The sequence below is a fragment of the Nocardia implantans genome (assembly GCF_035544775.1).
Taxonomy (GTDB): Bacteria; Actinomycetota; Actinomycetes; order Mycobacteriales; family Mycobacteriaceae; genus Nocardia; species Nocardia implantans.
Genome location: NZ_JAYKYQ010000001.1, coordinates 319,646 through 344,042, shown reverse-complemented (window position 1 = coordinate 344,042; position 24,397 = coordinate 319,646). Strand labels below are relative to the sequence as shown.

Genomic DNA, 24,397 nt, shown 5'->3' with positions numbered 1-24,397 from the left:
GCGCTTCGATGACCGTGCGCGACAGCCAGCGCGCCAAGGTCTACGACGCCGAGCAGTTGGTACGCGGTGTGTTCGATCGCGCGGACGAGCACGGCGTGCGCACCGTCGAACTCTATGGCTCGCAGCTCACGCTGCCTATCGAGCGCCGCTTCGCCTCGGTGGAATCGGTGCAGAGTTATACGGACAAGGTGCTGGCGCTGAATTGGGTTCGAGCGCGCTGGGAACGGGCCGCGGTGGCGGTGCGCGTTCGTGCGCGCGCCGGGACGACTGCCGCGCACTACGAGGCGGCCGACGCGGTCCTCGCGGTTCCGCTGCACACCGGCGGGACGGCCTGGGCGCTGCGGGAACTGGTGATCCTGCACGAACTGGCGCATCACCTGGACCCCGCTGCGGGGTCGGTGGCCGCGCACGGCCCGGAGTTCTGCGACCGCTATGTGGAGCTCGTGGACGGCGTCGTCGGCCCCGAGGCGGCGTTGCTCTTGCGTGCGACGATGCTCGGCTGCGGCGTCCGCATCGGGTGAGCCTGGCTGACCGTGTGGGCAGGAACAGCCGGTTACGGGGCGTCGCGCGCTCTGTGCGCGTCGATTCCATCTCTCGCGAGGGAGGTCGGACGCCGAGCAGTGGGGCTCGCGCCGTTACGTGTGCGGGAGCAAAGCGGTGACGCGGGCCAAGCGGTCCTCCCACCAGGCGGTGCGGTCGGCGTCGGGGTGGCGATGGCTTTCCAGCAGTGCCGGTTCCGGCTCGGGCGGGGTGCGCAGGACGGGGAGGTAGCCGTCGACCGCCCGGAGCGAGCCGCGGGTAACGTCACCGGTGAGCAGGCTCAAAGTGCCCAGACCACAGGCGAAGTCGAGTTCGGGGAGCGCGCCCGCCAGCGCCAGCTGTGCGGCCAGGCCGACGCTGGTTTCCAGAGCGGACGAGACCACGCAGGGCAGCCCTGCCGCCTCGGCTACTTGCAGGGCGCGGCGGACTCCGCCGAGCGGCGTGCATTTGAGGACGGCAATATCGGCGGCACCGGCGACCGCGACGCGCATCGGGTCCTCGGCGCGGCGGATGGATTCGTCGGCGGCGATGCGCACGTCCACGCGGCGGCGTACAGCGGCGAGTTCCTCGATCGTGCGGCAGGGCTGTTCCACGTACTCCAGCCCACCTGCGGCCTTGTCGATCTGCCGAATGTGGCGCACCGCGGTGCCGACGTCCCAAACCGCGTTGGCGTCGACCCGGATCGCGCCGTTGCTGCCGAGCGCGTCACGCACCGCCTCCACCCTGGCCAGATCCTCTGCGAGCGATTCCGGGTGGTCGGCGACCTTCACCTTCGCGGTGCGGCAGCCGGATCGGGCCACGATCGCGTGCGCCTGCTGCGGGTCGACGGCGGGCACCGTGCAATTGATCGGTATCCGGTCGCGCACCGGCTCGGGCCAGCCGGTCGTCACCTGCTCCAGAGCGGTGGCCAGCCACGCGGCGGCCTCCCGGTCGTCGTACTCGGGGAACGGGCAGAATTCGCCCCAGCCGAGCGGCCCGTGGATCAACATCCCTTCGCGCACCGTGATGCCACGGAAGCGGGTGCGCATCGGAATGGCGTAGACGACGTTCTGCGCTGCGGAGTCGCTCATCGCCGATCAGCTTATGCGGCCGCCACGGCGGACCGGGGGATTGCGCACGCACACTCGAGTAGTTTCCCGGAGCCGGCATGGCGTGTGAGACGGGATCGTTGGCGTCATGATCCACACCGGCATTCCGCAGCCTCGGCCGCACGGCACGCCGTCATGGCCGCCCGCCGGGCAGCGGCCGGTGCGGACCTGGGACGTCGTGCTCGCCGTCGTGCTGTACTGCGTCGCGGTGGTCCTCGGACTGGCCGCCGCCTATTTCACCGTCTTCTTCGCCTTCGCCGCCGATCCGTGCGGTCAGGACAACTGCCGCACCGAATACCTCGGCTGGGCCTTCGCCGTGTCGTGGGGCGGGACGGCGATCGCGATCGCAGGCGTGACCGGGATGCTCATCCTGGCCGCGGTCAAGCGCTGGTACATGTGGTATTGGCCGGTGCTGGCGATGGTGCTGATCGTGCTGTCGTTCGCCGGCGGCCTCGCCCTGGCCTCCCAGGTCTACACCGGCGTTTGAGATGCCGTGCGCAGGTGGAGCAGTCATGCTGATGCAATGGCGTGGCACCTGCGGCGGCGAACGGCCGATGCCCTGCGCGTGGCGGCGGGTTCGGTGGTCGTCCTCGGATTCGGCTGGGTGATGGCCGCTTTCGTCCCGCTCTACGAAGTGCTCTTGCGCGACGGACCCGAGGGCGGGGGCGCCGGATATCTGTGGTGGGCGCAAGTCATCGCCTGGGCGGGCATCGCGGCTTCGGTGCTCGCGGCGGTCGTCTCCGCTCTGGAAAAAGTGCGCGACCGCAGGCCGATCGCCTGGACGCCGCTGATCGCGGTGCCGCTGATCCTCGAATCCTGGCTGGTCGGCTTCCTGATCGCGGTGATACTCGTTTCGTTCTAGCTGCCCGCTGCGACACAGCGTGTCCGGGACAGGCCGCGCCACCGGCCTGCGTGCTCGCGTCGAACCGTCACGAACACGCAGCGCCGGTGGTGAACCGGATCAGCTCAGCCGCTCCACGATGGTCGCGTTCGCCAGACCGCCTGCCTCACACATGGTTTGCAGGCCGTAGCGGGCGCCGCGGTCCTGCATGGCGTGGACCAGCGTGGTCATCAACCGGGCGCCGGACGCGCCGAGCGGGTGACCGATCGCGATCGCCCCGCCGTTGACGTTGACCTTCGCCAGATCCGCGCCGGTGTCGTGCGCCCAGGCCAGCACCACCGGCGAGAACGCCTCGTTGATCTCGATCAGGTCGATGTCGGACAGCTGTAAACCCGCCCGCCGCAACACCTTCCTGGTCGCCGGGATCACCGCGGTGAGCATCAGCAGCGGGTCGTCACCGGCCACCGCGAAGCTGTGCAGCCGGGCCAGCGGCTTCAACCCGAGTTCCTTCGCGCGCTCGCTGGTCATGATGAGCACCGCCGCGCTGCCGTCGCTGACCTGGCTCGCGGTCGCCGCGGTGATCTCCCAGCCGATCTGCGGGAAGCGGGCGGCCATGGCCGGGTCGTAGTAGGCCGGGCGCAGGGCGGCCAGCGTCTCCAGCGTGCTGCCGACCCGGATGCCCTCGTCGGTGGCGAGTCCGTTGATCGGCGCGAGTTCCCGCGCGAACAGGCCGTTCTTGGTGGCGAGCGCGGCCTTCTCGTGGCTGCCGAGCGCGAATTCGTCGAGCTGGGTGCGGGTGAGTCCCCACTTCGCCGCGATCAGCTCCGCGCTGATGCCCTGCGGGACGAGTCCTTCCGGGTACCGCTCGGCAAAGCCGACACCGGAGATGTCGTCCGAACCGACCAAGTTGGCGCCCATGGGAAGCCGGCCCATCGACTCCACGCCCGCGGCGACCACGATGTCGTAGGCGCCCGCGATCACGCCTTGCGCGGCGAAGTGGATCGCCTGCTGGCTGCTGCCGCACTGCCGGTCGACGGTGGTGGCCGGGACCGATTCGGGATACCCGGCGGCCAGCGCGGCCCGCCGCGTCATGTTCGCGCCCTGCTCGCCGAACTGGGTGACGACGCCGCCGATCACGTCATCGATCAGGGCGGGGTCGATGCCGCTGCGGTTCACCACCTCCCGCAGGCTGTGGGCCAGCAGATCAACCGCATTGACGTCGTGCAGCGCGCCGTTCGGCTTCCCTTTGCCGATCGGCGTGCGTACCGCTTCGAGGATCACCGCGTCTCTCATGGTGCTTCCCTTCGGACCGAGAGCCGGGCCGCCATGCCTGGCTCTATCAACACATAGTCAGACTACACCTGACAATAGTTGACACAAGTCAGCCTGGGTATGATGTGGGTCATGGCAGCAGTGATGGAAGGACCGTTGGCCGATCTCAACGCGTGGAAGCCCGACGAGTGCTCGATCGCCAAAGCGATGGACCTCATCGGCACGCGCTCGGCGGTGCTGATCCTGCGCGAGGCGTACTACGGGACTCGTCGGTTCGACGGGTTCGCCAGCCGGGTCGGCATCACCGACGCGGCGGCCGCGGCCCAGTTGCGCAAACTCACCGAAGCCGGCCTGCTGGCGAAACGGCCGTACCAGGAGGAAGGCAAGCGCACCAGGCACGAATACGTGCTCACCCGGATGGGTCGCGATCTGCTGCCCGCCGTGCTGGCGCTCATGCAGTGGGGCGACGCCTACTTGCAGCCAGGACCCGCTCCGCTGCTCTTGGTCGAGGAGGCGACCGGCGCTCCGGTGCGGGTGCAGGTGCGCAGCGAGTCCGGCCGCGAGATCGAACTCGAGGAACTGGGCGTGCGGCTCAACGAGGACTACGCCAGGCAGCGGCGTGAACGCCGTCGCTCCGACACGACGGACTGATGCCCGGCGGCGTGCTCAGTTGAGCCTGCGCCCGTCGGTGTCGAAGAAGTAGATGTGCTCCGGCGCGGTGGACAGCCGCAGCCGAGCGCCCTTCGCGGGCGGATTGCGCCAATCCGCGCGGGAGACGATGGTCTCCCCGGCGCCGTCGGTCCCGCCTTCGGCGACGGTGCGGCCGTAGATGTAGGCGTCGGAACCGAGTTCCTCCACCACGTCGACCTCCATCTCGATGCCGGAGCCGTTGCCCAGCTCGAAGTGCTCCGGGCGGATGCCGACCGTCACGGTGCCGCCCGCCTCGTCCGCCACCGTGCGCGGCAGCGCGATCGCGTGCCCGCCCAGTTCCACCCGGCCGTCGGTGACCGGAAGGGTGAACAGGTTCATGGCGGGCGAGCCCATGAACCCGGCGACGAACACGTTGGCCGGATCGCGGTAGAGGTCGCGCGGGGTGGCGCACTGCTGCAACAGGCCGTCCTTCAGCACGGCGACCCGATCGCCCATGGTCATCGCCTCGACCTGGTCGTGGGTGACGTACACCGTGGTGGTGCCGAGCCTGCGCTGCAACTGCGCGATCTGGGTGCGGGTCTGCACGCGCAGCTTGGCGTCCAGGTTCGACAGCGGCTCGTCCATCAGGAACACCTGGGGCTGGCGCACGATCGCGCGGCCCATCGCCACCCGCTGACGCTGGCCGCCCGACAGCGCCTTCGGCTTGCGATCCAGGAAGGGCTCCAGATCCAGCAACTTGGCCGCCTCCAGCACCCGCTTCTCCTTCTCCGCCTTGGCCACCTTGGCCAATTTCAGCGCGAAGCCCATGTTCTCCGCGACGGTCATGTGCGGGTAGAGCGCGTAGTTCTGGAACACCATGGCGATGTCGCGTTCCTTCGGCTCGGCGTTGGTGACGTCGTTGGCGCCGATCAGGATGCGTCCGCCGTTGACCTCCTCCAGCCCGGCGAGCATGCGCAGCGAGGTGGACTTCCCGCAGCCGGAGGGGCCGACCAGGACGAGGAACTCGCCGTCCTCGATCTCCAGGTTCAGCCGATCCACCGCGGGTTCGGTCGAGCCGGGGTAGAGCCGCGTCGCGTTGTCGAAGGTCACAGTGGCCATAACGAATTCACATCCCATCCCGGCAGGAACGTGCCGGACGATCCGAGCAAGGGTCCGGCGATCCTATCGGGCGAGCCGCGTCAGCGGGTGCGCGCCTCGAAGAACGCGCGCGGGACGTCGACGAGCATGGTGTCGATCTGCTCCTCGGTCACACCGCGTTCGAGCACGTAGGGGAACACGTCTTCGAACAGGTGGGTGTAGTGCCACTGCGGCAGGGCGGCCATGGCGGCGGGCTCGATCCAGTCGATGTAGCAGCTCGCGTCCTGGGACAGCACCATGCGGTCGGTGTAGCCGCGCCGCACCATCTCGATCAGCGTGTCCGCGCGGGCTTCGAAGGTGGTGTCGAGATTGATGCCGAAGCGGTCCATGCCGAGCACGAAGCCCGCGTCGGCCAGTTCGGCGAGGTGATCGCAGTCGGTGGTGTCGCCGCTGTGCCCGAGCACGATGCGGCCGGGGTCGACGCCTTCCTCGTCGCACATCACGCGCTTCACGTCGAGCCCCGACCGCGTCTCCGGATGGGTGTGCACCGTGATCGGCACACCGGTCTCGAGATGGGCCTTCGCGACCGCGCGCATCACGCGTTCGACGCCCGCGGTCGGCCCTTGCTTGTCGATCGCGCACTTGAGCATGCCCGCCTTGACCCCGGTGCCCGCGATCCCGTCGCGGATATCGCCGACGAACATGTCGACCATCGGGTCGGGCACCTGCGCGCCGACGATGTCGTTCAGCGCGGGGCCGCGGTAGTGGAAGAAGAAGGGGACATCGCCATAGGTGTAGATACCGGTGGCGACCACCAGGTTCAGCGGCACCTGCTCGGCGATCCGCTGAATCCTCGGGATGTAGCGGCCCAGCCCGACCACCGTCGGATCGACGATCGTGCGCACTCCCGCGTCGTAGGCCACCCGCAACCGCCGGACGGCATCGGCGATGCGTTCGTCCTCGGAGCCCCATTCGGCCGGATAGTTCTGCTGGACGTCTCCGGTGAGCACGAAGACGTGCTCGTGCATCAGCGTCACTCCGAGATCGGCGGTATCGATCGGTCCGCGTACGGTTTCCAGCGTTGACACGGCGGTTTCTCCTCATCTGAGCTGCGCATTCGCGGAAATCGTACGAATCGGCATGTGATGTGGGCCATATTCGCGGGTGCTGAAACTTCGTACAACTTTCGTGCCGACCGCACAAAGGACAGCGTCAGGCCGGGCACGGTCGCAGCACCGCCGGTCCGAACCAGCGGGCAGCCTGCAACGCCAGGTGCAGGTGCAGCGTGCGGTCGTGATCGTCGAAGGTGTGGCCGGTCAGGTCGAGCGCCTGCCGCACCCGGTATTGGACGGTGTTGCGGTGCACGGCCAGTTCCTCGGCGGCCGCGGCGTAGCTGCGGTTGTTGGCGAGGAAGACGCGCAGGGTTTCGCGCAGCCAGAGATTGCGCTGGTTGTCGGTGGCGAGCTCACCCAGGCAGTCGGCGACGTACTGGCGCAGTTCCTCGATGTCGGCGCCGAGCAGCGCGACGGCGGCCACCTGCTGGTGCGACACCGCACGGGGCGCGCCGGGACCTGCCAGCAGCACGAGTTCGCGCACCCGGTCGGCTTGGCGCAGGCTGCGCCGGAATCCCGCGACACCGCTGCCGCAGCCGCCCACCGCCACGCGCACCGGTAAGGCCAGCGCGGACAAGGCCCGTTGGATGGCCTCGGCATCGATGGTCGTGTCCCGGGCGATCGAGAACCACAGCCGGACCTCGCGTTCGTCGGTCGGCACCAGCAGCGCCCGGCGCGGGTGGCCGAGCAGCGGGACCAGAGCCGCGCGCACGGCATCGAGGACATCCACCGCGGCCCGCGCCGAAAGCTGCGGTTCGGTCCAGGCGTTCACCGCGACGTGACGGCCCGACAAGGGATAGCCCAGCACTTGCTCCGCCTGGGCGATGTCGTCGGCCGAGCCGTCGAGCACCCGCGCCACCCATTCCTGGCGCAGGCCGCCGCGGCTGCCGACCCACCGGTCGCGTTCCTGTTCGTAGGCGATGCCGACCTGCTCGCACACCCGGTCGATGTACACCGCGGAGCGATGGACCATCCGGATGATGGCCGCCGCGCTGTCGGAGCCGCCCAGCTCCACGGCGTAGCGCATCGCGATGTCGAGAAACCCGGCGTGCCCCACGCGGTAGGCCCGGATCAGCGCCGAGAGCGGGACGTCGCGCTGGGCGAGAGTGCGCGCGTACATCAGCGCCCTGGCCGGAGCGTGCACGTCGTGCTCGGCGGCGTCGTTCTGCACGAAGTCCAGCACCGACATCAGGTTGTCGGTGGTACCCGCCTCGAACAGGCCGCGCAACCGGACATCCGAGTCGAGGGCGACGACCTGCGCGCGCATCACCGCCGAGAGTTCGGCGATCAACTGGTCGCGCCCGCGCAGCATCGTCGAGACGACCGCGCGAACCACCTCGTCCTCGCCGTCGGCCACGGGCGACACCTCCATCCGCAGGCTCGGCATCGGGTCCCAACCTAGCCGGTCGGCCCACGCCGGAAGCACCCGTGCGGCGGCCTGCGGGAACCCCGCCGCGCCGGTAGCCTCGGGGCGGGGACGGGACCGAGCGACGAGGAGAATGCCATGAGTCGTCCAGTTCGGATCGGAGTTCAGCTACAGCCGCAGCACGCGCCGGAGTACCGGCTCATCCGGGACGCGGTGTTGCGATGCGAGGACGCGGGCGTCGACATCGTGTTCAACTGGGATCACTTCTATCCGCTCACCGGCGATCCGGACGGCGCGCATTTCGAGTGCTGGACGATGCTGGGCGCGTTCGCCGAGCAGACCGAGCGGGTGGAGATCGGCGCGCTGGTCACCGGCGGCGGCTACCGCAATCCGGACCTGCTGGCCGACATGGCGCGCACCGTCGACCACATCAGCGGCGGACGGCTCATCCTCGGTCTCGGCGCGGGCTGGTTCAAGAAGGACTACGACGAGTACGGCTACGATTTCGGCACCCCTGGCAGCAGGCTGGAACTGCTGAAGGAGACCCTCGCCCGGATCAGCGCCCGGCTGCCGAAGCTCAATCCGCGCCCGACCCGCGATCTGCCGATCCTGATCGGCGGCGGTGGCGAGAAGAAGACCTTGCGGCTCGTCGCGCAGTACGCCGACATGTGGCACACCTTCGCCGACCTGGACGTGCTCGCGCACAAGAACAAGGTGCTCGCCGAGCACTGCGCGGCCGTCGGCACCGACCAAGCGCGCATCGAGCGTTCGGTGCAGTGGCCGGGACTGGAGAAGGCTTCCGCTTTCGTCGAGGCGGGCGTGACCACCTTCACCATCGGGACCAGCGGCCCGGACTACGACCTGAGCGAGGTCGCGAAAGCCGTGCGATGGCGCGACGAGCTCAACCCGGAACCGGTGAGCGGTCTGGCCTGAGCGCCGACTGTTGCGCGACGGCGGCGTGGCATTCGAATCACCGTGATCGAAACCCTCGACCCGTCGCGGCGGCATGGCTTCCGGCGCTACCGGCCTCGGGGTAGCCGTGGATTAGCGGACTTTCGTGGTTAAGGTTGTCCGTCATGGCTGTTCTGCCCGCTGTGCGGTCTCGTGCGTTGATCGCCGTGCTCTTGCTCGCCGTCGGTCTCAGCGCGACGGCGTGCGGTTCCGGCTCCGACGACGCGGCCACGGAGCGCAACCTCTGCGCGCCGCCAGGCCCGGCCGCCGCCTCCGCCGCGCCGACCAACCTGGCCTCCTCGGCCGCCGCGGGCGGCGACCGCTACACCACCGCGACCACAGCGCCGCTGACCTCGATCGACGTCTCGAGACTCGGCCTGATCACGCCGGGCAAGCTCAGCGTCGGCACGCTCTCGGACGCGCCGCCGAGCATCTGCGTCGACCGGCAGGGCACGTTCACCGGCTTCGACAACGAGCTGCTGAAGGCGATCGGCGCCAAGCTCGGTCTCCAGGTGGAGTTCTCCGGCACCGAGTTCGCCGGGCTGCTGGCCCAGGTGTCGGGCGGCCGTTTCGACGTCGGCTCGTCCAACATCACCACCACCGACGCGCGCCGCCAGCTGGTCGGATTCACCAACGGCTACGACTTCGGCTACTTCTCGCTTGTGGTGCCCAGCGGCAGCGCGATCAAGGGGTTCGCCGATCTGAACCGTGGCACGCGGATCGCGGTGGTGCAGGGCACCGTGCAGGACGAGTTCGTGGTGAACCAGCTGCATCTGGACCCGGTGAAGTTCCCCGACTACAACACCGCCTACGCCAACCTGAAGTCCGGCCAGGTGGACGCCTGGGTGGCCCCGTCCGCCCAAGCCGAAGGCGCGATCAAGCCGGGCGACGGGACGTCGGTATCGCAGAACACCTTCAGCCTGGACAATTTCGTCGGCTACGCGGTCGCCAAGAACAATCAGCCGCTGATCGACGCGCTCAACAGCGGCTTGGACGCGGTGATCGCGGACGGCACCTACGCCAAGCTCTACACCGAGTGGGTGCCGCGGGAGCTGCCGCCGGGCTGGAAGCCGGGGTCGCGGGCCGCGCCCGCGCCGCAGCTGCCGGATTTCGCCGCGCTCGCCGCGGGCAAGCAGAAGGACGAGACGGGGCAGAACGCGCCGAAATCGACTTTGCGGCAGCTGAAGGACACGTTCTTCGACTGGTCGCTGTATCGCAAGGCGTTTCCCGATCTGTTCAAGACCGGGCTGCCCAACACGCTGATCCTGGCGGTGGTCTCCGGTGTCCTCGGCACCGTCATCGGCATGCTGCTCGCGGTCGCGGGAATTTCGCGGACCCGTTGGTTGCGCTGGCCCGCGCGGGTGTACACCGACATCTTCCGTGGCCTGCCCGCCGTGGTGATCATCCTGCTGATCGGCCTCGGCGTCGGTCCGGTGGTGCGTAACCTCACCGGGAACAACCCGTACTGGCTCGGCGCGGTCGCGCTGGCGTTGCTCGCCTCGGCCTACATCGGCGAGATCTTCCGCTCCGGCATCCAATCGGTCGAGGCCGGACAGCTGGAGGCGGCGCGCGCCATCGGCTTCGGTTACCGCCAGGCGATGACGCTGGTGGTGATCCCGCAGGGTGTGCGCCGGGTGCTCCCGGCCCTGATGAACCAGTTCATCGCCCTGATCAAGGATTCCTCGCTGATCTACTTCCTCGGCCTGCTCGCCACCCAGCGCGAGCTGTTCGCCGTCGGACGCGATCTCAACGCGCAGACCGGCAATCTCTCGCCATTGGTGGCCGCCGGGCTGGTCTACCTGCTGCTCACCATCCCGCTCACCCACCTGGTGAACTACATCGACCGCCGGATGCGGACCGGACGACCCGACCGGCCGATCGACCAGGTCGAGGCGGCCACGATCACGGAAGGGCGCGGATAGATGAGTGCCTCCCTCACCGGTACCGGACTGCATCTGACGCTGGGGCACAACCACGTGCTGCGCGGCATCGACATCCATGTCGACGCGGGCAAGACCGTCACCGTCATCGGGCCGTCCGGATCGGGCAAGTCGACGCTGCTGCGGGTGCTGAACCGGTTGTACGAGCCGGACAAGGGCGACGTGCTGCTGGACGGCAAGTCCGTGCTCACCGAGAATCCGGACCGGTTGCGTCAGCGCATCGGCATGGTGTTCCAGCATTTCAATCTCTTCCCGCACAAGACCGTCGCGGACAACGTCGCGCTCGGTCCGCGCAAGCTGCGCGGCCTGTCCAAGGACGAGGCGCGGGCGCTGGCCGTCGAGCAGTTGGAGATCGTGGGTCTGGCCGACAAGGCCGATTCGCGTCCGGCGAACCTGTCCGGCGGGCAGCAGCAGCGCGTCGCCATCGCGCGGGCGCTGGCCATGCGGCCGGAGATCATGTTCTTCGACGAGGCCACCTCGGCGCTGGACCCCGAGCTGGTGAAGGGCGTGCTCGGCCTGATGGCCGACCTGGCCTCCGGCGGTATGTCTATGGTCGTGGTGACCCACGAGATGGGTTTCGCGCGCACGGTGTCCGACAGCGTGGTCTTCATGGATCAGGGGCAGGTGGTGGAGACCGGCACGCCCGACGCGCTGTTCGACGACGCGCAGACTCCGCGCCTGCGCAGGTTCCTCGCCCAGGTGCTCTGACACGAGCCAGCACACGCAGGGCAATTTCATTGATGCGCATCTGCTAATGTATTTGTCATCACGATTCCAGCTATCCGCGCCAGGAAAGAGGGAAATTCGATGACCACAGCACACGCCCAGCACACCGGCCACGATCATGTGCACGGCCCCGGCTGCGGGCACACGGCGTTCCAGCACGGCGATCACATCGACTACGCCCATGATGGTCATCTGCACCGCGAACACGAAGGTCACTACGACGAGTGCGAGCGGTCCGAGCACACCGAGTGCCGCGATCACCCGCACCAGCACGGCCCCAACTGCGGCCACGAGGCCGTCCAGCACGGCGACCACGTCGACTATGTGCACGAGGGCCATCGCCACGCCGCTCACGACGGCCATTTCGACGAGCACTGACGCGCGTCGGTACCCGGTTCTAGAGTCGGGCGGGTGATCGAAGAACTCGAGATTCGCACCGGGGCGGGAACCTTCGACGTCCTGGCCGCCGGCGCTCCCGGCGGGCGGGAAGTGCTGTTGCTGCACGGGTTTCCCCAGGGCGCGCGGGAGTGGGAATTCCAGCTCGGCGTGCTCGGCGGTGGCGGATGCCGCGCCGTCGCGCCCGATCAGCGCGGATACTCACCGGGGGTGCGGCCCGAGCGAGCCGCCGACTATCGGCTCGAGGAACTGGCCTGCGATGTGGTGGCCATCGCCGACGCGCTGGGCTGGGAGCGGTTCGACCTGATCGGCCACGATTGCGGCGCGCGGGTCGGGTGGGCGGTGGCGGCGCGGCTGCCCGAGCGGGTGCGCACGTTCACCGCGGTGTCGCAGCCGCATCCCGCCGCGCTCCAGCAGGCGATGGCCGAGGACGAGGATCAAGCGCGGCGGTCGCAGCATCTGACCGCCCTGCGGCAACCGCGCACCGCGGAGCGGACCTTGCTCGCCGACGAAGGGGCCGCGTTGCGCCGGATCTTCGAGTGGAAGATCCCGGAGGAACGGGTCGAGGACTACGTGCGCAGGCTCTCGCGGCCCGGCGCGCTCACCGCCGCGCTGAACTGGTATCGCGCCATGGATCTCGCGGGCCCCACCGGCCCCGCGTGTGTTCCCACCCTGTACGTGTGGGGCACCGAAGACGCGACCGTCGGGTCCACCGCGGCCCTGGCCACCGCGAAATACGTCTCGGGCCCCTACCGGTTCGAGATGCTCGAGGACGTCTCGCACTGGATTCCCGAGGAGGCGCCGGAGGCGCTGACCCGGCTGCTGATCCAGCACCTGCTCGCCCATCGCGAGTGAATGCGCCGGTGCCGCCGCCGATCCCGGCGTTTCCCGGACACGGTATGCGGCCGGAGGGAAAGCTGAGCCTGGTCCACCACAGGCAAGGGAGGCGAACCGTGGACGTCAAGGAAGTCAATCGACGAACCATCGCTCGGTTCCGAGCGGGTGGCGAGATCGATGGCATGCGGCGCGACCGTCTGATCCTGCTCACCACGATCGGCCGCAGATCCGGCGCCCCCTACACCACCCCGCTGATGTTCCACCGCGACGGCGACCGCCTGCTCATCGTCGCGTCCAACATCGGCGCGCCGAAACACCCCGACTGGTATGCGAACCTGCGGGATGACCCGCACGTCACCGTCGAGCTGGACGAGGAGAGCTACCCGGCGCTGGCCACCCTGTTGACCGGCGACGACCGCGACCGCACCTGGGCGATGCTCAAGCACACCTATCCGTTCTTCGCCGAACACGAGATGAAGACATCCCGGGTGATCCCGGTGGTCGCCCTCACGCGGGCATCCGGCTAGCGGCGAGCGCCCGTGTCGGCGCGGCCTGCCGTCGCCTCGACTCGCCGGTTCGTGACCAGGTCGAGCAGAGCGGTCAGGCTGTCCGGGTCGGCGGGGTCTACTGCCCCGTCCGGTAGGGCCAGTTCGGTGAGCCGTTGCCCCCGGTGGAATGCGGTGGCGCGCAGCGGAGGTGCGTCGTCAGGTTGTCCGAGGATGGTGGCGAGGTTTCCGTCGTTGTCGTAGACGGCGTAGTAACGCATTGGTGGGCTCCTCAGCGGCCGGTCGAGGCGGTCATCCGACTGGTGTAACTGCTTCTCCTGATCGCGAATCGTGGAGGGTGACGGCGTTCGAGCTTATCCACACGTTCGATGCTGGGTGTCGGTTTGCGCAGTAGTTGCGTTACCCATTTTCGCGCGGCATCGTCGCACGTAGACCGCTATATGTAGACCGCGCGGGATGATTTGCCCGACTCAGGCGCACACGGTGGCGAAGGCAGCCCAGAGCACCGGCGAATGCTCGATCCGGCCGGTCTCGCGCCACGCGGTGAAACGGTCGCGCTGCCATGCGGCGATGGCGGTCACCGGGTCGGGCTGCTCGTGCGCCGCGTCGATGGCGCAGACGGCCTCTTGGAGCGGCTCGGCCTGCGCCGGTGCGCCCGCGATGCGCTGGAAGGCGAAATCGGTGGGCAGCGGCCACCGGCTCGCGGTGACCAGCTCAGCGCCGCCGGTGATCATCGCGGTGGTGAGGCCGAGTGCCTCGCTGAACCGCAGATCGCCGCCACTTTCACAGGCGACCAGCGCGACCCGGCTCGGCATCGGCCACAGCCGTGCTCCGGCAACCGGTCGCGGGTCGAGGGTGTGCGTGCCGAGCAGCAGGTCTTTGGCCGAGAACGGCCGGTGCGTGCGGGATGGCTCGGCGAAGCCGACGGCATCGGCGGCACAGGCGAGGTGCAGTTCGGCCTCCTCGCTGCGGCCGGATTCGGGCGCGGCGGCAGTGACGTGCCCGACGTAGAGCAAGCGGCTCGCGCCCTCACGCAGAACGGAGCCCAGCCAGTCGCGATCGACATCCGTGCGGCGGAAGGCCTCGACCGGGTTCGATACCGCGGGCCGCAAGCGGTCGTTCGCGGCGTAACTCGCCATTCGTCGCGCGAGCGGGGCTTCGGCGCTCATCCGGCCCAGCACCGAGCCGAGCGTCGAATCGGCGCGGAAACCGGGAATGCGCGGATCGAGCACCGCGACGACCGGAAGCGCGGCGGTCTCGGTCCAGGTGCGCGCGACCCGGCCTGGCGCTTGCCCGACGCTCGCCGGAGCCAGCAGGCTCACGTCGGCGATATCGATCAGCCGGACATCGCGGTCCGGCGCGATGATCTCCCACGGCACCTGGGCGACCCGGGGTGACGGTTGCAGCCGGATATGCGGCCGCACACCGCGCTGCCACAGGTCGTAGAGCTGCGCGGCCAAGCCGTAGGGCAGCAGCGCGCGGGAAAGCTCCTGTGCCACGACGTATTCCCGCTCGTAGTCGGCGAACGCGCCGGTGGTGAGCGCCCGCTCGAGACCGCTCGGCTCGGCGGGCCGCGGCAACGCGTCGGTGAGCAGTTCCACCGCCCGCATCGCCTCTTCTTGCGGAAGCATTCCCGCGCCGCGCGGATAGCTTTCCTCCACCCATCGCCACGACACGTAGATGTCTCCCGCGTCCGCCATGCGGACCAGCACAGTCGGTCGCGTCATACCGTCAGCACCCGATCGTCGCGGATCACCCGGCCGTAGCGCTGCTCGGCGGCGGCGATGAACGGCGCGAGCGCGATCCGCCCTTCCACGGCCGATGCGAGGCGCGGCGGCGGCGCGACCGGCAGACCCGCCCCGGCCGCGACCTCCGCCAGGGCGGCCCCCAGTTGCAGGGCGGCGCTGCCGGGGTGATCGGTGAAGTCCTCCGGCGGGTCCAACAGCTCGAGCGGGAGCCGGGCGGGAGTTTCCGGCTCGGTGCGGTCGAGCGCCAAAGTCGTCCCAGCACACTGCGTTTCGATCAGATCGGCAACGAGGACGCCGTTGCCGGAAAGGTAGGCGAAGCGGAACGCCAATCGCATGGCGGGGTCGGCGATCTGCCGGTTCCACTGCTCGCGCTGCGTGCCGTTCGGCAAGGTGTGGCGCACCGCGTCGATGGCAAGGGCAGCGGGCACGGCGATGCCGACGGCGCGCGCGAGCAATTCCGCCTGCGGCGGCTCGGTCGCGTCGATCGCGCTTTCCAGCAGCGTCGCGTGCCAGAAATCGAGCTGGGCGCAGTGCAGGCCGAGGCCACGCTCGGCATAGATCGCGAACGCCTCGGCCAGCAACTGCTCGCACTCTGCGGCCCTTCCGGACTTGAATGCCACGGTGGCGGAGCGAATGCGCAGGTCGGCGGCGTCGAGAACGGCTCCGGACGCGCCGAAATACGCCAAGCTCCGCTGGTAGAACTCGTGCGCGCCCGCCAGATCGCCGCGTCCCTCGGCGAGGAATCCCATGGTCTTGAGGCCGACCCCGGCTCGGTGCCCCAACCCGGCCTGCTCGAAATACGCCTGACTGGAGCGCAGCGGGGCCTCGGCCTCGTCGTATCGCTCGAGGCGGACGAGCATGATGGCGAGATTCTGCTCGGTCTCGGCGACCGCGTTGCGATCGCCCGCGGACTCGAACGCGGCCAGCGCCTGCCGCGCGAAATCCACGGCCAGGTCGCGGCGTCCGGTCTCGAAGTAGGCGGCGGCGAGATTCATCAGCGGATGACCGGCCAGTTGCGGTGCGAAACGTCTTGCCGCCTCCAGTGATTCGGTGGCCAGCTCGGCGGCGTAGGCCCAGTCCTGCCGATGCAACGCGACGGCGGTCAGGGAGAGCAGGCAGGCCACGCGCAGCACGCCGAGATCGGTGTCGGTGTTGTCGGCGAGCAAGGCCCGCGCCTGCTCCAGCGCCGCCTGCGCCGCGTCGAGATCGCCGAGATGCTGCAGCGCCTGCGACATGTTGACCAGGGCGTTCGGGCGCAATCGCGGTGCGTGCCCCGGCATTTCGGCCAGCGCCGAACGGTAGAGGGCGAGCGAGGCGGCGTGGTCGCCGAGTTCGTCGGCCATGCTCGCGGCATTGATGATCGCGCCGAGCCTGATGTCGCCGGTGGTTCGTTCGGCGGCGTCCTCGAACAGGCGTTTCGCCTCGGCCGGGTCGCCGCGGGTGTACGCGGCGGCGCCCGCGGCGAGCAATTCCCGGCCGTCGTCCGGAGTCTCCATATCAGAAATCCGAATCCGACGCTGTGGCGGCGATTTCCGCCAGCAGAAGCGAGTCGGCGGGGTTGCCGGACGCGTCGTCGGTGCGGTGCAACCGCGAGGTGACCAGGTCGCGAATCCGCGCGCGCTTGCCCGCAGCGTCCGGCTCCGGTTCGTCCACACCGACGCCGGGAACGTAGATGTGCACCGTCACGCCCGCTTCCGCACCGGCAGGGGCCGTGGTCTCGGCCCGCCAGAGTTCGCCGTCGCGGATCAGCGGCACGTCGGCGGCGTCGGCCGGAGTGCGGATTGCGGCGCGGGGATGCAGGTGCGCCGGGATATCCGCCGGCGAGAGCGGGGCGGCCACCGCGCTCACCCGCACGATCGTCGAGCCGGCCGCGCGCACCACTTCCCAGGACACGGCGCTTTCCGAGGCGTCGAGCAAGCCCGGTGGGCAGCGCTGCCAGTCCCAGCCCGCCGTTCCCCTGGCCAAGACGAGCGCACCGGGGGCGGCGACGGTGGCCGGTCCGGCGGCCAGCGCGTAGTCCTCCGCTCGGCCGAGCGTGGCGGTGGTCGTGCGCTCCTCGACGACCGCGTCGGCGCCGTCGACGATCAGGTCGCATTCCTCGCTCAGCGTGGCTATCTCGTCGTCCAGCAGCCCTTCGTCCAGCGGGGCGATGCCGTCCAGCGTCGACGCGGGCCACCAGCGCGCCGCCCAGCGGGCGTAACCGAGCCGCCAGGCGCGCGCGGACAAGTCGGGCAGGGCAGGCTGGACCGCGTATTCACCTTCGGTGGTTTCGTCGAGGGCGACGGCCACCTGCTCGCCGTATACCGCCCAGATCCATTCCTGTGCGAGGGCTATGTCATCGAGCACCGCGGCCGGTGTCACCTGCCCGCTGAGCAGGCTCCAGGTCAAGTGCCCGCCCGCCACCTCGAGCACCAGCACGTCCACCCCGGCCGCGTCGTCCACGACGGTCGGAGCGTCGTCCGGCGCGATGATCCACAGGCCGTCGCGGCGGCGGATGCGTACGGTCGTGCTCATCAGCTCGCCTTCGATTCCGCCGCGTCCGGCTCACCCGCGCCCGCCCGCACGCTCAGCGCCCGCTTGACCCGTGTGCGATGGTCCAGGATGACCGAACGCGCCACGCCGTCGAGCAGATCCCACAGCTCGTCCGGATCGTGGATCGCGTACTCCCTGACATCCCTTCCGTGCAGGCGGACCCACAATCGGCGCAGGTAGGGCTGCCACGGCGTGATCAGTTCCGCGGCGATGGCGGCCAGCGGACCGGTGGGCGGCTCGGCCGAGACCACCAGCCGCCGCGCTTGCAACACATAGGCTTCCCGCTGCCAACGGCTGTTGACCAGCTGGTGCGCCCTGGATGGCGTTGTCCCCGTTCCGGCCAGACGCAGACGCGGCCGACCGGTCGACGGTCCGCGGCGGTGCTCGATGGGCGCCAAGCCGGTCGCCAGGGCGGCCCCCGCCGTGGCCGTCACGCGCAGCGACTCGTCCAGCAGCGCCCACGGTGCGCAACTGCGGGCGATCTCGGCGTCGACCAGTTCGGGGATCGGCGGCAGCTCCGCGCGTTCGGTGGACGCCTGCAACACGGTGAACACCCGCTCGTAGACGCTGCGATCGAACGGGAGCCCGAGGGTCGATTTCGAGGCCGAAGACCCGATCGCGGGGCGCAGCGGCACCGGATGCGCCGTCAGCCCCAATTCCTGAGCGGATTCCTCCTGCCACAGCCGGATTCCCGTGTGCGTACCGGCGTGGGCCGCGACCAGCCGGCCCAGGGTCGGCTGTCGGTCGGCGTCCTCGCCGAGCCGTGCCGCCGCGCAGGCTTCCAGCAGTTCCCGCACCTCCGCGTCGTGGTCGGCACCCGCAGGGCCGGTGAGCGGACGCCGCCGCCAGGCCAGATCGAGCAGCCCGGCCAGCTCTCGTTCCCGGGTGTGGTCGGTGAGGTACTCCTTCAGCGCCTGCGTGGTGCGCCCCGCGGTGTACTCGTGGATCTCGCGCAACGCGTCCTCCGCGACCGCGCGCGCCCGCGCCGCATCCGGCATGCCCGAGGTGGTCGCCAGTTCGAAACAGCGCTGGAAGTACAGATCCTGCGGGTGCCCCTCGGTGATCCGCAGCGTCCGCCGCACCTGCTTGAGCACCGTGAACCAGGCCGCCGTCGCGCGCAGCACATCGGCCGCAGCCTGAATGCGCGCCTCCAGCAACACCGCGCCGTCGGCCGTCAGGATCGGCCCCGCGCACGACGGATGCTGCACGGGCCGGATCACCAACGGGTCGAGCACGAGCTTCACCGTCCGGCGCAGCGGACCCCCGTGCGGGCCGCTGAGCGGTTCGACACCCTCGAGCTTGCGCCACACCTCATCGAGCACCATGGCGCGCGGTCGTCGCATGCGTGCAGTGTATTGGCCGCGACTTGATCCCGGCGTGTTCACGGTGTCGATCGCACGAATCGGGGAAGTCGCACCAACAGCCGTAACGTCCAGCCGCTGAAGGTCGAAGAGAACCCCGTAACAGGAGGAGTTTTCATGAGGAATGTTCTCACCGCCGCCGTACGTGTCGCGGCCGCTGGAGTTTCGGGTCTGGCTTTCGCCGCAATCGTCGGCTCCGGGACCGCCCAAGCGGCGCCGCAGGATTGCGTCGTCGAGCGAGATCTCTTCGGTGCGTCGGCGACTTGCCAACCCGACGGAGGAAGCAACTACGTCCTGCATGTCGACTGCTTCGGGCTCTACGCCAGCGGACCGTTCCCGCAGTACGGTGTCGGTCCTTACCAAGCGCTCAGCTACCCCTTCACACCCACCGGCCAGCGCGTCACCACGGGATGCACGGGAATGGGTCCCGGTGTTGTCGCGGTGGCGACCAACGCTTACGTCGAGATTTATCGCGGCTAGGGCAACAGGTGCATGGGCGCTTCGGTACCCCCGCATCCTTCACACGCACTCGGTTGCCGGGTCGGTTCGGGCAACTGTGACTTTCTCGGCGGGCGAACGGTGCTCGACCAATCCGAGTGTCACCCCGGCGATGACGACGACGCCGCCGAAGACCTGCGCCGGCCGGACCGTCTCCGCATTGATCACCACGGCGCCGAGCACACCGAACACCGGCACCAGGTTGAGGATGTTCACCGCGACGCTCGAGGCCATCCGGCGGAGGCCGTAGTTGTAGAGCAGAAAGGCGCCGACCGAACATGCAACGGCCAGATAGACGAGCAGCGCCGAGGCTGTGGCGCCGGGTACCCGCCAATGCTTCATCTCCGGTAGCGAGGCGAACAGGAAGCCGGTGGCGCCGGCCATGGTCTGGTAATAGGTGAGGGTCACCGCGTCTTGCCCGCGCCCGGCATGCTTGCCCAGCATGTTGTACCCGGCCCATACCAGTCCGCCGAGCAACAGCAGAATGTCGCCGGACCAGCGAGCGCTGCCCCCGACGTCCGCCCCGTTGCGAACGATGAGGAAAACCCCCGAGGTGGCCAGCAGCACGCCGCCGACCCGCAGCGGCGGCATTCTGGTCCGGAAGACCACCAGCTCCAGGAGCATGGTCATCAGTGGGTAGGTGGCCACGATCAAAGAGGCGTCGGAGGCCGTCGACAACTCGACGCCGATGTTCTCCAGCACGAAGTAGGCCGTAATGCCCAATAGTCCGCTGAGGTAGATCAGCCGCCGCTGGCGAGCATCGGGTCTGACGGCCGGGTTGCGGCGCAGGAACATGATGATCCCGAGCAGTACCGCGGCGAGGGTGAAGCGGATGGCCCCGATGCTCAGCGGGCCGACCTCTGTCAGCACCAGCTTGGTCACCGCGTACGAGCTGCTCCACAACAGCGCGGCCACTACGACCGAACAGATCGCCAACACCTTGGCCAGCCGCTCGTCCACTTCCACTGCCCTTTTCATCCGAACTCGTGGCCTCTGTTCGACCGCTTCTACGGAAACGAATCATGAACGGAGATATTGCGACCAAGGTAGCATTCTGCCGAACGAACACAGGTATGTCCGAATTTGATTCGGATTTTCGTTGGAGAGGCAGAATATGGATGAACTAGATTCGGCGATACTTCGGCTTCTGCAGTTGGACGGTCGGCGCACCAACCGGGACATGGCCCAGGAGTTGGGCATCGCACCCTCCACCTGCTTGGAGCGGATTCGCTCCCTCCGGGAGCGTGGCGTGCTGCTCGGATACCACGCCGAAGTAGACCTCCCCTCGCTCGGCCGGGGGCTGCAGGCGATCATCGCCGTACGGATACGACCGCCGACGCGTGCGGTCATCGAGCAGTTCCAGGCCTTCGTCACGGAGATGCCCGAGGTGATCGAAATCTTCACGCTGACAGGCGCAGACGACTTCCTGCTCCATGTGGCTGTTCGCGACACCGACCACCTGCACTCGGTGGTCTTGGACAAGCTCACCGAGCGAAAGGAACTCGCAGACGTACGTACTTCCGTTGTCTACGGACACCTTCGGAAGAACGTCATCGAGCCGATTTGAAGTCTCCCGCTCGAGCCCTCGCTCGGCGACTACACGGTGGGCTCGGCGCGGAATCGAGTCGGCCCCACTGTTGACCTCATGCTGAATGCTGTACTGAACGGCGCTGGGGCCGGTGCACAAATGCGGCGCGGTGACTTCGAACTGCGTGTGGCTTACACACACTTTCCACTTCGACGCCTAAGGTCTGATTCGGTCCGCCCATCAGGGGCAGCTGAGTGGAGGGATTCGAAGATGAAGCTCGAGAAAATCACCGCTGCCGTTTTCATGGCCATCTCGACCGTGGGCATAGCCGCGGCCACCGCTCATGCGGAACCGGTCGTAACGGAACAGCCGGCCGCGGTGATTGCGGGGGACGCGACTTCCGGTTCGGATCATGGCGTCAATTACCAGCACGTCGGCGCGGACGACCGCACCCTGACATCGACCCCGGCGGATATCGCGCAACTGGAGGACATCAGCTCCTACGACCGGCTCAAGGAGCAGATCGACAAGAACCTGCCCGGCGTGGTCGGCGGCGCGATCGTGGGCGGCCTCCTGGGCGCGTGTATGCCCCTGATCTGGGGCGTCAGCGTCCCCGTGGGCGTACTGATCGGTGGAACCGTCGGCGGCTATGTAGTGGGCGGCCCGGAATTCCTCGACGCCGTACAAGCGTTCATCGCCACCCAAGGCCGGTGAGATAGCGGCCAACTGGTCCGGGGGAGCAGCCGCGAATTCCGGTTGATGCCGCGTCGAGAGCTCATCGAAGAAGTAGCAGGGATTGTTGTACGTGGACGACGAACATCAGGTGTGGGAGTTCGCGGTAGAACTCGGGATGCCGGACGCGGCCGGGCCGGGCGCCCTCCACGATGAGGGAATCCACCCCGTCGCACTGGCGCTCGAAGAAAGCACCCATCGGATCCGCGAGGTGAACCGTATCCCGTGCTTCACGAGCTTCGGGCCGGTCACGGCGGTCGACGAGTTCGCTCAGCGCGCGTGGGGCGACGCGTACGACCCGGCGCGCGTCCCGGTCGAATGCCGTCTCGCCGTCTATGTGACGGACGAGGAACTGGACGAACTGGTATCAGCGGTCGTAGCGGATCTCGGCATCGACCAAGACGGATACTCGAAGGTGGTCGGCCGGAAGGTCACGATCGGCCTGCGGGCCATCCCACTGGAAGCGCCGGAGAACAGCTTCTACCAGCATCTCGTCGACCAGTATCGGGATCAATCCCGCACGGATCGACTCCGTTCGCCAGAACCAGGCCGGGGCCCCTGAGGGCTCACGCCTCCTGAAACATGACGGGCGCGAAAGTCACTCCTATGTAACAGATTTTGGACATTCGACCGATAGGGGACTCGGGTGCGGTGAGCGCGCTCATATCGCGTTGGAGGTCAACTATGTCGCAGTGGAGGAGAAGTTCGCGCACCGTTCGGCAGTCTGTCCTGCTGGCCGCAGTCGCCGGGACGGTGGCGCTTGCTCCGGCCGCGCTTGTCATACCGGCATTCGCAACTTCTGATCAAAGCCCGAGCGCTACCGCACCCGTCACCACCGCGCCCGTGACGACGGTGCCGCCGGTGACCACTGCTCCGCCGGTGACCACTGTCCCACCGGTCACCACTGTCCCACCGGTGACCAGTACTCCGCCGGTCACCACTGCTCCGCCGGTCACCACTGCTCCGCCGGTAACGACCGAACCGCCCGTGACGACCCCGTCATTGCCGAAACCTGCTGAGCCAGAAGACCCCTACGGCCCCGACGGTTTCGATGTCTGGGGTTACGACCGTTGGGGCTACGACCGTTGGGGTTATGACCATTACGGTTATGACCGTTGGGGTTACGACCGACAGGGCTACACCTCGCAGGGCTGCGCCCGCTCCGGCGAGGACCGGCCCGACGCCGACCGGCTGGCCTGCGAACTGCGCCGGGCACGCCCATCCACCGGCAGCGCGGGCATCTGAACCCCGCACACTCCTGCTGAACACCTCCGACATCCGGCTAGGACGGTAAATGTTGACGCCGTTTGGCGGGTAATCCTGGTGCCGTGGGCGGCTCAGGGGCGGGAGTTGTCAGGTTCTGACCGCGCTCGGCGACGAACAGCACAATTGGCATCTTCACCTGCATGTCGCGGCAGGCGAGGGGGTAGCGCGGTTCGTCTCTCGTGGATTGCGGTGTTGGCGACGGAAGTCGGCAGATCATCTGTGTGTCGGCCAATTTCGACGACGCTAGTGGCTGTGACCAACGGTGGTATCGGCGAATTACGGCGTCAGTAGGGGTGCTGAGGGCTCGGCCGGGTCATCGATCCGACTCGCTTGTGAGGCCGCGGCCGTCAGTTGTTGCGCGCGGATCGGGCGCGGGCCAGCCGGTCCGCTTGTCGCCCTACGCGAGGCGCACCTCCGCCGTGGCCAAGCCGAAGACCTTGCGTCCTGCGGACTTCGCGACGATGACGACGACAGCGGTCCTGGTCCCGGGGTCGAGCGACTTGACGCGCCCGGTGAACTCGACGCTCCCGGCAGCGGCGGCTTCGACGATTGTGTAATTCGACAGCCGTACCCCGTACCTGGTGAGCGCACCCGGATCACCGAGCCAACCGGTGACGAATCCTGCCCCGAGGCCCATGGTGAGCATGCCGTGTGCGATCACATCAGGGAGATTCGCCAGCGCGGCGACCCCGTCGTGCCAGTGGATCGGGTTCGCGTCACCGGAGACTCCTGCGTAATTCACCAGATCGCCCCGCGTCAGCGACACGATCCGAGCAGGAAGCTCGGAGCCGATAGCGACGTCCTCGAATCGGATCGCGGTATGCGGGACACGCGTGCGCGAGATCGTGGAGAGGCGTGGGCTGGTTTGCGGAACCGGGTTCGTCGCACTCTGCCCGGCCGCGGCCGCGGTTCGCGAGGGCACATCGATACCGTGCATGATCACGCGTTCGATCGCGGCACTGATGCCTGCGTCGACTTCCTCACCGGTGATACCGACGACGGTCGTATGCATGATCTGCACCACCTCGCCGGTCTGGTCGGCGAAAGTGTTGGTGACGGTGAGCAGGTCTTTGCCTGCTATGCGGCGAACAGAGGTGAGTTCGACATCGCTGATCAACCGGTCGCCGGTGAGCACCGGCTTGTACGCCTCGAACACTTGATCGGTTTGCACGAAGACGTCGTAGCCGCTGATGACTGTCTCGAAGAGCTTACGGTTGGCCAGCATCGCTGCCGTCGAGATGAACGTGGTCGGCGCGACCAAACCGGCGTACCCGAACTCGCAGGCAGCGTCCTCGCTCCAGTGTGCCGGATGGAAATCCTGGACAGCACGCGCGTACTCGCGGATCTTCTCCCGGCCCACTTCGTAGTAGTCATCCACTCGATAGCGATACCCCACCAAATCAGCCACATCGAACGTTGCTTCCACCAA

At 68.3% G+C, this 24,397-nt stretch carries 28 protein-coding genes and 1 pseudogene; 16 read left to right on the top strand and 13 right to left on the bottom strand.

Features of this window, described 5'->3' with window-relative positions:
- The first annotated feature begins 8 nt into the window (after nt 1-8).
- A complete protein-coding gene (locus tag U3653_RS01640; RefSeq protein ID WP_195081012.1) occupies nt 9-521 on the top strand; it encodes a TIGR04338 family metallohydrolase in 513 nt (170 codons plus the stop codon).
- 114 nt (nt 522-635) lie between these two features.
- Here U3653_RS01640 and U3653_RS01635 read toward each other — a convergent pair whose 3' ends face one another.
- Nucleotides 636-1,610 carry an o-succinylbenzoate synthase gene (locus tag U3653_RS01635; protein ID WP_195081011.1) on the bottom strand — a complete coding sequence of 325 codons (975 nt, stop codon included), beginning with the start codon at nt 1,608-1,610 and terminating at the stop codon, nt 636-638.
- A gap of 106 nt (nt 1,611-1,716) precedes the next feature.
- Between U3653_RS01635 and U3653_RS01630 the strand changes: the two genes are divergently transcribed.
- Together U3653_RS01630 and U3653_RS01625 are read left to right on the top strand one after the other, a co-directional pair.
- The gene (locus U3653_RS01630) at nt 1,717-2,115 is read left to right on the top strand and encodes a hypothetical protein (protein WP_195081010.1); all 399 of its coding nucleotides are present in this window, start codon (nt 1,717-1,719) and stop codon (nt 2,113-2,115) included.
- 36 nt (nt 2,116-2,151) lie between these two features.
- Nucleotides 2,152-2,490, top strand: coding sequence for a hypothetical protein (locus U3653_RS01625; protein WP_195081009.1), 339 nt, complete (start codon nt 2,152-2,154; stop codon nt 2,488-2,490).
- Nucleotides 2,491-2,589: 99 nt separating this feature from the next.
- Here U3653_RS01625 and U3653_RS01620 read toward each other — a convergent pair whose 3' ends face one another.
- Entirely contained in the window at nt 2,590-3,762 is a 1,173-nt protein-coding gene (locus U3653_RS01620) for a thiolase family protein (RefSeq protein ID WP_195081008.1), read from the bottom strand.
- A 99-nt stretch (nt 3,763-3,861) separates the two neighbouring features.
- Here U3653_RS01620 and U3653_RS01615 point away from each other — a divergent pair, with 99 nt between their 5' ends.
- Nucleotides 3,862-4,392, top strand: coding sequence for a winged helix-turn-helix transcriptional regulator (locus tag U3653_RS01615; protein WP_195081055.1), 531 nt, complete (start codon nt 3,862-3,864; stop codon nt 4,390-4,392).
- 15 nt (nt 4,393-4,407) lie between these two features.
- Here U3653_RS01615 and U3653_RS01610 read toward each other — a convergent pair whose 3' ends face one another.
- From U3653_RS01610 to U3653_RS01600, 3 genes are all read right to left on the bottom strand, one after another.
- Nucleotides 4,408-5,490: an ABC transporter ATP-binding protein gene (locus U3653_RS01610; RefSeq protein ID WP_195081007.1), complete on the bottom strand. Its 1,083-nt coding sequence runs from the start codon at nt 5,488-5,490 to the stop codon at nt 4,408-4,410.
- A gap of 80 nt (nt 5,491-5,570) precedes the next feature.
- Nucleotides 5,571-6,557, bottom strand: coding sequence for a phosphotriesterase family protein (locus tag U3653_RS01605; protein ID WP_195081006.1), 987 nt, complete (start codon nt 6,555-6,557; stop codon nt 5,571-5,573).
- Nucleotides 6,558-6,681: 124 nt separating this feature from the next.
- Nucleotides 6,682-7,968, bottom strand: a complete 1,287-nt coding sequence (locus tag U3653_RS01600; protein WP_195081005.1) for a PucR family transcriptional regulator — start codon at nt 7,966-7,968, stop codon at nt 6,682-6,684.
- A 117-nt stretch (nt 7,969-8,085) separates the two neighbouring features.
- Here U3653_RS01600 and U3653_RS01595 point away from each other — a divergent pair, with 117 nt between their 5' ends.
- The 6 genes from U3653_RS01595 (at nt 8,086) to U3653_RS01570 (ending at nt 13,324) form a co-directional block, all read left to right on the top strand.
- On the top strand, nt 8,086-8,880 hold the full coding sequence (locus U3653_RS01595) for an LLM class F420-dependent oxidoreductase (protein ID WP_195081004.1): 795 nt from the start codon (nt 8,086-8,088) through the stop codon (nt 8,878-8,880).
- A 143-nt stretch (nt 8,881-9,023) separates the two neighbouring features.
- Nucleotides 9,024-10,820 (top strand): ABC transporter substrate-binding protein/permease, encoded by a 1,797-nt coding sequence (locus U3653_RS01590; RefSeq protein WP_195081003.1) that lies wholly within the window; start codon nt 9,024-9,026, stop codon nt 10,818-10,820.
- Entirely contained in the window at nt 10,821-11,546 is a 726-nt protein-coding gene (locus tag U3653_RS01585) for an amino acid ABC transporter ATP-binding protein (protein ID WP_195081002.1), read from the top strand.
- 99 nt (nt 11,547-11,645) lie between these two features.
- Nucleotides 11,646-11,942 carry a hypothetical protein gene (locus U3653_RS01580; RefSeq protein WP_067796121.1) on the top strand — a complete coding sequence of 99 codons (297 nt, stop codon included), beginning with the start codon at nt 11,646-11,648 and terminating at the stop codon, nt 11,940-11,942.
- A gap of 33 nt (nt 11,943-11,975) precedes the next feature.
- On the top strand, nt 11,976-12,815 hold the full coding sequence (locus tag U3653_RS01575) for an alpha/beta fold hydrolase (RefSeq protein ID WP_195081001.1): 840 nt from the start codon (nt 11,976-11,978) through the stop codon (nt 12,813-12,815).
- 98 nt (nt 12,816-12,913) lie between these two features.
- Nucleotides 12,914-13,324 carry a nitroreductase family deazaflavin-dependent oxidoreductase gene (locus U3653_RS01570; protein ID WP_323124621.1) on the top strand — a complete coding sequence of 137 codons (411 nt, stop codon included), beginning with the start codon at nt 12,914-12,916 and terminating at the stop codon, nt 13,322-13,324.
- Here the strand turns inward: U3653_RS01570 and U3653_RS01565 are convergent.
- The 5 genes from U3653_RS01565 to U3653_RS01545 all read right to left on the bottom strand — a co-directional run bounded on the left by U3653_RS01565 (nt 13,321) and on the right by U3653_RS01545 (nt 18,908).
- The gene (locus U3653_RS01565; RefSeq protein ID WP_195080999.1) at nt 13,321-13,563 is read right to left on the bottom strand and encodes a hypothetical protein; all 243 of its coding nucleotides are present in this window, start codon (nt 13,561-13,563) and stop codon (nt 13,321-13,323) included. The genes U3653_RS01570 and U3653_RS01565 overlap by 4 nt on opposite strands.
- A gap of 210 nt (nt 13,564-13,773) precedes the next feature.
- Nucleotides 13,774-15,030, bottom strand: coding sequence for a CHAT domain-containing protein (locus tag U3653_RS01560; protein WP_195080998.1), 1,257 nt, complete (start codon nt 15,028-15,030; stop codon nt 13,774-13,776).
- Nucleotides 15,027-16,547, bottom strand: coding sequence for a tetratricopeptide repeat protein (locus U3653_RS01555; protein WP_195080997.1), 1,521 nt, complete (start codon nt 16,545-16,547; stop codon nt 15,027-15,029). Before U3653_RS01555 ends, U3653_RS01560 begins: the two co-directional genes overlap by 4 nt.
- Before the next feature lies 1 nt (nt 16,548).
- The gene (locus tag U3653_RS01550; protein WP_323124620.1) at nt 16,549-17,565 is read right to left on the bottom strand and encodes a hypothetical protein; all 1,017 of its coding nucleotides are present in this window, start codon (nt 17,563-17,565) and stop codon (nt 16,549-16,551) included.
- Complete coding sequence (locus U3653_RS01545) at nt 17,565-18,908, bottom strand: hypothetical protein (RefSeq protein ID WP_195081053.1); 1,344 nt, start codon at nt 18,906-18,908, stop codon at nt 17,565-17,567. The genes U3653_RS01550 and U3653_RS01545 overlap by 1 nt, the downstream gene beginning before the upstream one ends.
- 153 nt (nt 18,909-19,061) lie before the next feature.
- On the opposite strand from U3653_RS01545, the gene U3653_RS01540 reads away from it, so the two are divergent.
- A complete protein-coding gene (locus U3653_RS01540; protein WP_195080996.1) occupies nt 19,062-19,424 on the top strand; it encodes a hypothetical protein in 363 nt (120 codons plus the stop codon).
- Nucleotides 19,425-19,463: 39 nt separating this feature from the next.
- On the opposite strand, the gene U3653_RS01535 is transcribed toward U3653_RS01540, so the two are convergent.
- Nucleotides 19,464-20,420: a DMT family transporter gene (locus U3653_RS01535; protein WP_195080995.1), complete on the bottom strand. Its 957-nt coding sequence runs from the start codon at nt 20,418-20,420 to the stop codon at nt 19,464-19,466.
- A 136-nt stretch (nt 20,421-20,556) separates the two neighbouring features.
- Here U3653_RS01535 and U3653_RS01530 point away from each other — a divergent pair.
- The 4 genes and pseudogenes from U3653_RS01530 to U3653_RS01515 all read left to right on the top strand — a co-directional run.
- Nucleotides 20,557-20,682: pseudogene (locus U3653_RS01530) on the top strand (Lrp/AsnC family transcriptional regulator); the annotation flags it as partial.
- A 9-nt stretch (nt 20,683-20,691) separates the two neighbouring features.
- A complete protein-coding gene (locus U3653_RS01525; protein ID WP_323124628.1) occupies nt 20,692-21,009 on the top strand; it encodes an Lrp/AsnC family transcriptional regulator in 318 nt (105 codons plus the stop codon).
- A gap of 231 nt (nt 21,010-21,240) precedes the next feature.
- On the top strand, nt 21,241-21,684 hold the full coding sequence (locus U3653_RS01520; protein WP_195080993.1) for a hypothetical protein: 444 nt from the start codon (nt 21,241-21,243) through the stop codon (nt 21,682-21,684).
- A 91-nt stretch (nt 21,685-21,775) separates the two neighbouring features.
- Complete coding sequence (locus tag U3653_RS01515) at nt 21,776-22,264, top strand: hypothetical protein (protein WP_195080992.1); 489 nt, start codon at nt 21,776-21,778, stop codon at nt 22,262-22,264.
- Between the two features lie 241 nt (nt 22,265-22,505).
- On the opposite strand, the gene U3653_RS01510 is transcribed toward U3653_RS01515, so the two are convergent.
- Entirely contained in the window at nt 22,506-22,658 is a 153-nt protein-coding gene (locus U3653_RS01510) for a hypothetical protein (protein WP_195080991.1), read from the bottom strand.
- 31 nt (nt 22,659-22,689) lie between these two features.
- On the opposite strand from U3653_RS01510, the gene U3653_RS01505 reads away from it, so the two are divergent.
- Nucleotides 22,690-22,947, top strand: a complete 258-nt coding sequence (locus U3653_RS01505; protein ID WP_195080990.1) for a hypothetical protein — start codon at nt 22,690-22,692, stop codon at nt 22,945-22,947.
- Nucleotides 22,948-23,365: 418 nt separating this feature from the next.
- On the opposite strand, the gene U3653_RS01500 is transcribed toward U3653_RS01505, so the two are convergent.
- Nucleotides 23,366-24,397: a fused (3R)-hydroxyacyl-ACP dehydratase subunits HadA/HadB gene (locus U3653_RS01500; RefSeq protein WP_195080989.1), complete on the bottom strand. Its 1,032-nt coding sequence runs from the start codon at nt 24,395-24,397 to the stop codon at nt 23,366-23,368.

Coding starts and splice junctions, on each gene's coding strand:
- U3653_RS01550 (WP_323124620.1), bottom strand. CDS start 17,565: ATGAGCACGACCGTACGCATCCGCCGCCGCGACGGCCTGTGGATCATC.
- U3653_RS01640 (WP_195081012.1), top strand. CDS start 9: ATGACCGTGCGCGACAGCCAGCGCGCCAAGGTCTACGACGCCGAGCAG.
- U3653_RS01595 (WP_195081004.1), top strand. CDS start 8,086: ATGAGTCGTCCAGTTCGGATCGGAGTTCAGCTACAGCCGCAGCACGCG.
- U3653_RS01630 (WP_195081010.1), top strand. CDS start 1,717: ATGATCCACACCGGCATTCCGCAGCCTCGGCCGCACGGCACGCCGTCA.
- U3653_RS01635 (WP_195081011.1), bottom strand. CDS start 1,610: ATGAGCGACTCCGCAGCGCAGAACGTCGTCTACGCCATTCCGATGCGC.
- U3653_RS01600 (WP_195081005.1), bottom strand. CDS start 7,968: ATGCCGAGCCTGCGGATGGAGGTGTCGCCCGTGGCCGACGGCGAGGAC.
- U3653_RS01535 (WP_195080995.1), bottom strand. CDS start 20,420: ATGAAAAGGGCAGTGGAAGTGGACGAGCGGCTGGCCAAGGTGTTGGCG.
- U3653_RS01620 (WP_195081008.1), bottom strand. CDS start 3,762: ATGAGAGACGCGGTGATCCTCGAAGCGGTACGCACGCCGATCGGCAAA.
- U3653_RS01560 (WP_195080998.1), bottom strand. CDS start 15,030: ATGACGCGACCGACTGTGCTGGTCCGCATGGCGGACGCGGGAGACATC.
- U3653_RS01540 (WP_195080996.1), top strand. CDS start 19,062: ATGAGGAATGTTCTCACCGCCGCCGTACGTGTCGCGGCCGCTGGAGTT.
- U3653_RS01625 (WP_195081009.1), top strand. CDS start 2,152: ATGGCGTGGCACCTGCGGCGGCGAACGGCCGATGCCCTGCGCGTGGCG.
- U3653_RS01565 (WP_195080999.1), bottom strand. CDS start 13,563: ATGCGTTACTACGCCGTCTACGACAACGACGGAAACCTCGCCACCATC.
- U3653_RS01545 (WP_195081053.1), bottom strand. CDS start 18,908: ATGGTGCTCGATGAGGTGTGGCGCAAGCTCGAGGGTGTCGAACCGCTC.
- U3653_RS01580 (WP_067796121.1), top strand. CDS start 11,646: ATGACCACAGCACACGCCCAGCACACCGGCCACGATCATGTGCACGGC.
- U3653_RS01585 (WP_195081002.1), top strand. CDS start 10,821: ATGAGTGCCTCCCTCACCGGTACCGGACTGCATCTGACGCTGGGGCAC.
- U3653_RS01610 (WP_195081007.1), bottom strand. CDS start 5,490: ATGGCCACTGTGACCTTCGACAACGCGACGCGGCTCTACCCCGGCTCG.
- U3653_RS01555 (WP_195080997.1), bottom strand. CDS start 16,547: ATGGAGACTCCGGACGACGGCCGGGAATTGCTCGCCGCGGGCGCCGCC.
- U3653_RS01590 (WP_195081003.1), top strand. CDS start 9,024: ATGGCTGTTCTGCCCGCTGTGCGGTCTCGTGCGTTGATCGCCGTGCTC.
- U3653_RS01520 (WP_195080993.1), top strand. CDS start 21,241: ATGAAGCTCGAGAAAATCACCGCTGCCGTTTTCATGGCCATCTCGACC.
- U3653_RS01615 (WP_195081055.1), top strand. CDS start 3,862: ATGATGTGGGTCATGGCAGCAGTGATGGAAGGACCGTTGGCCGATCTC.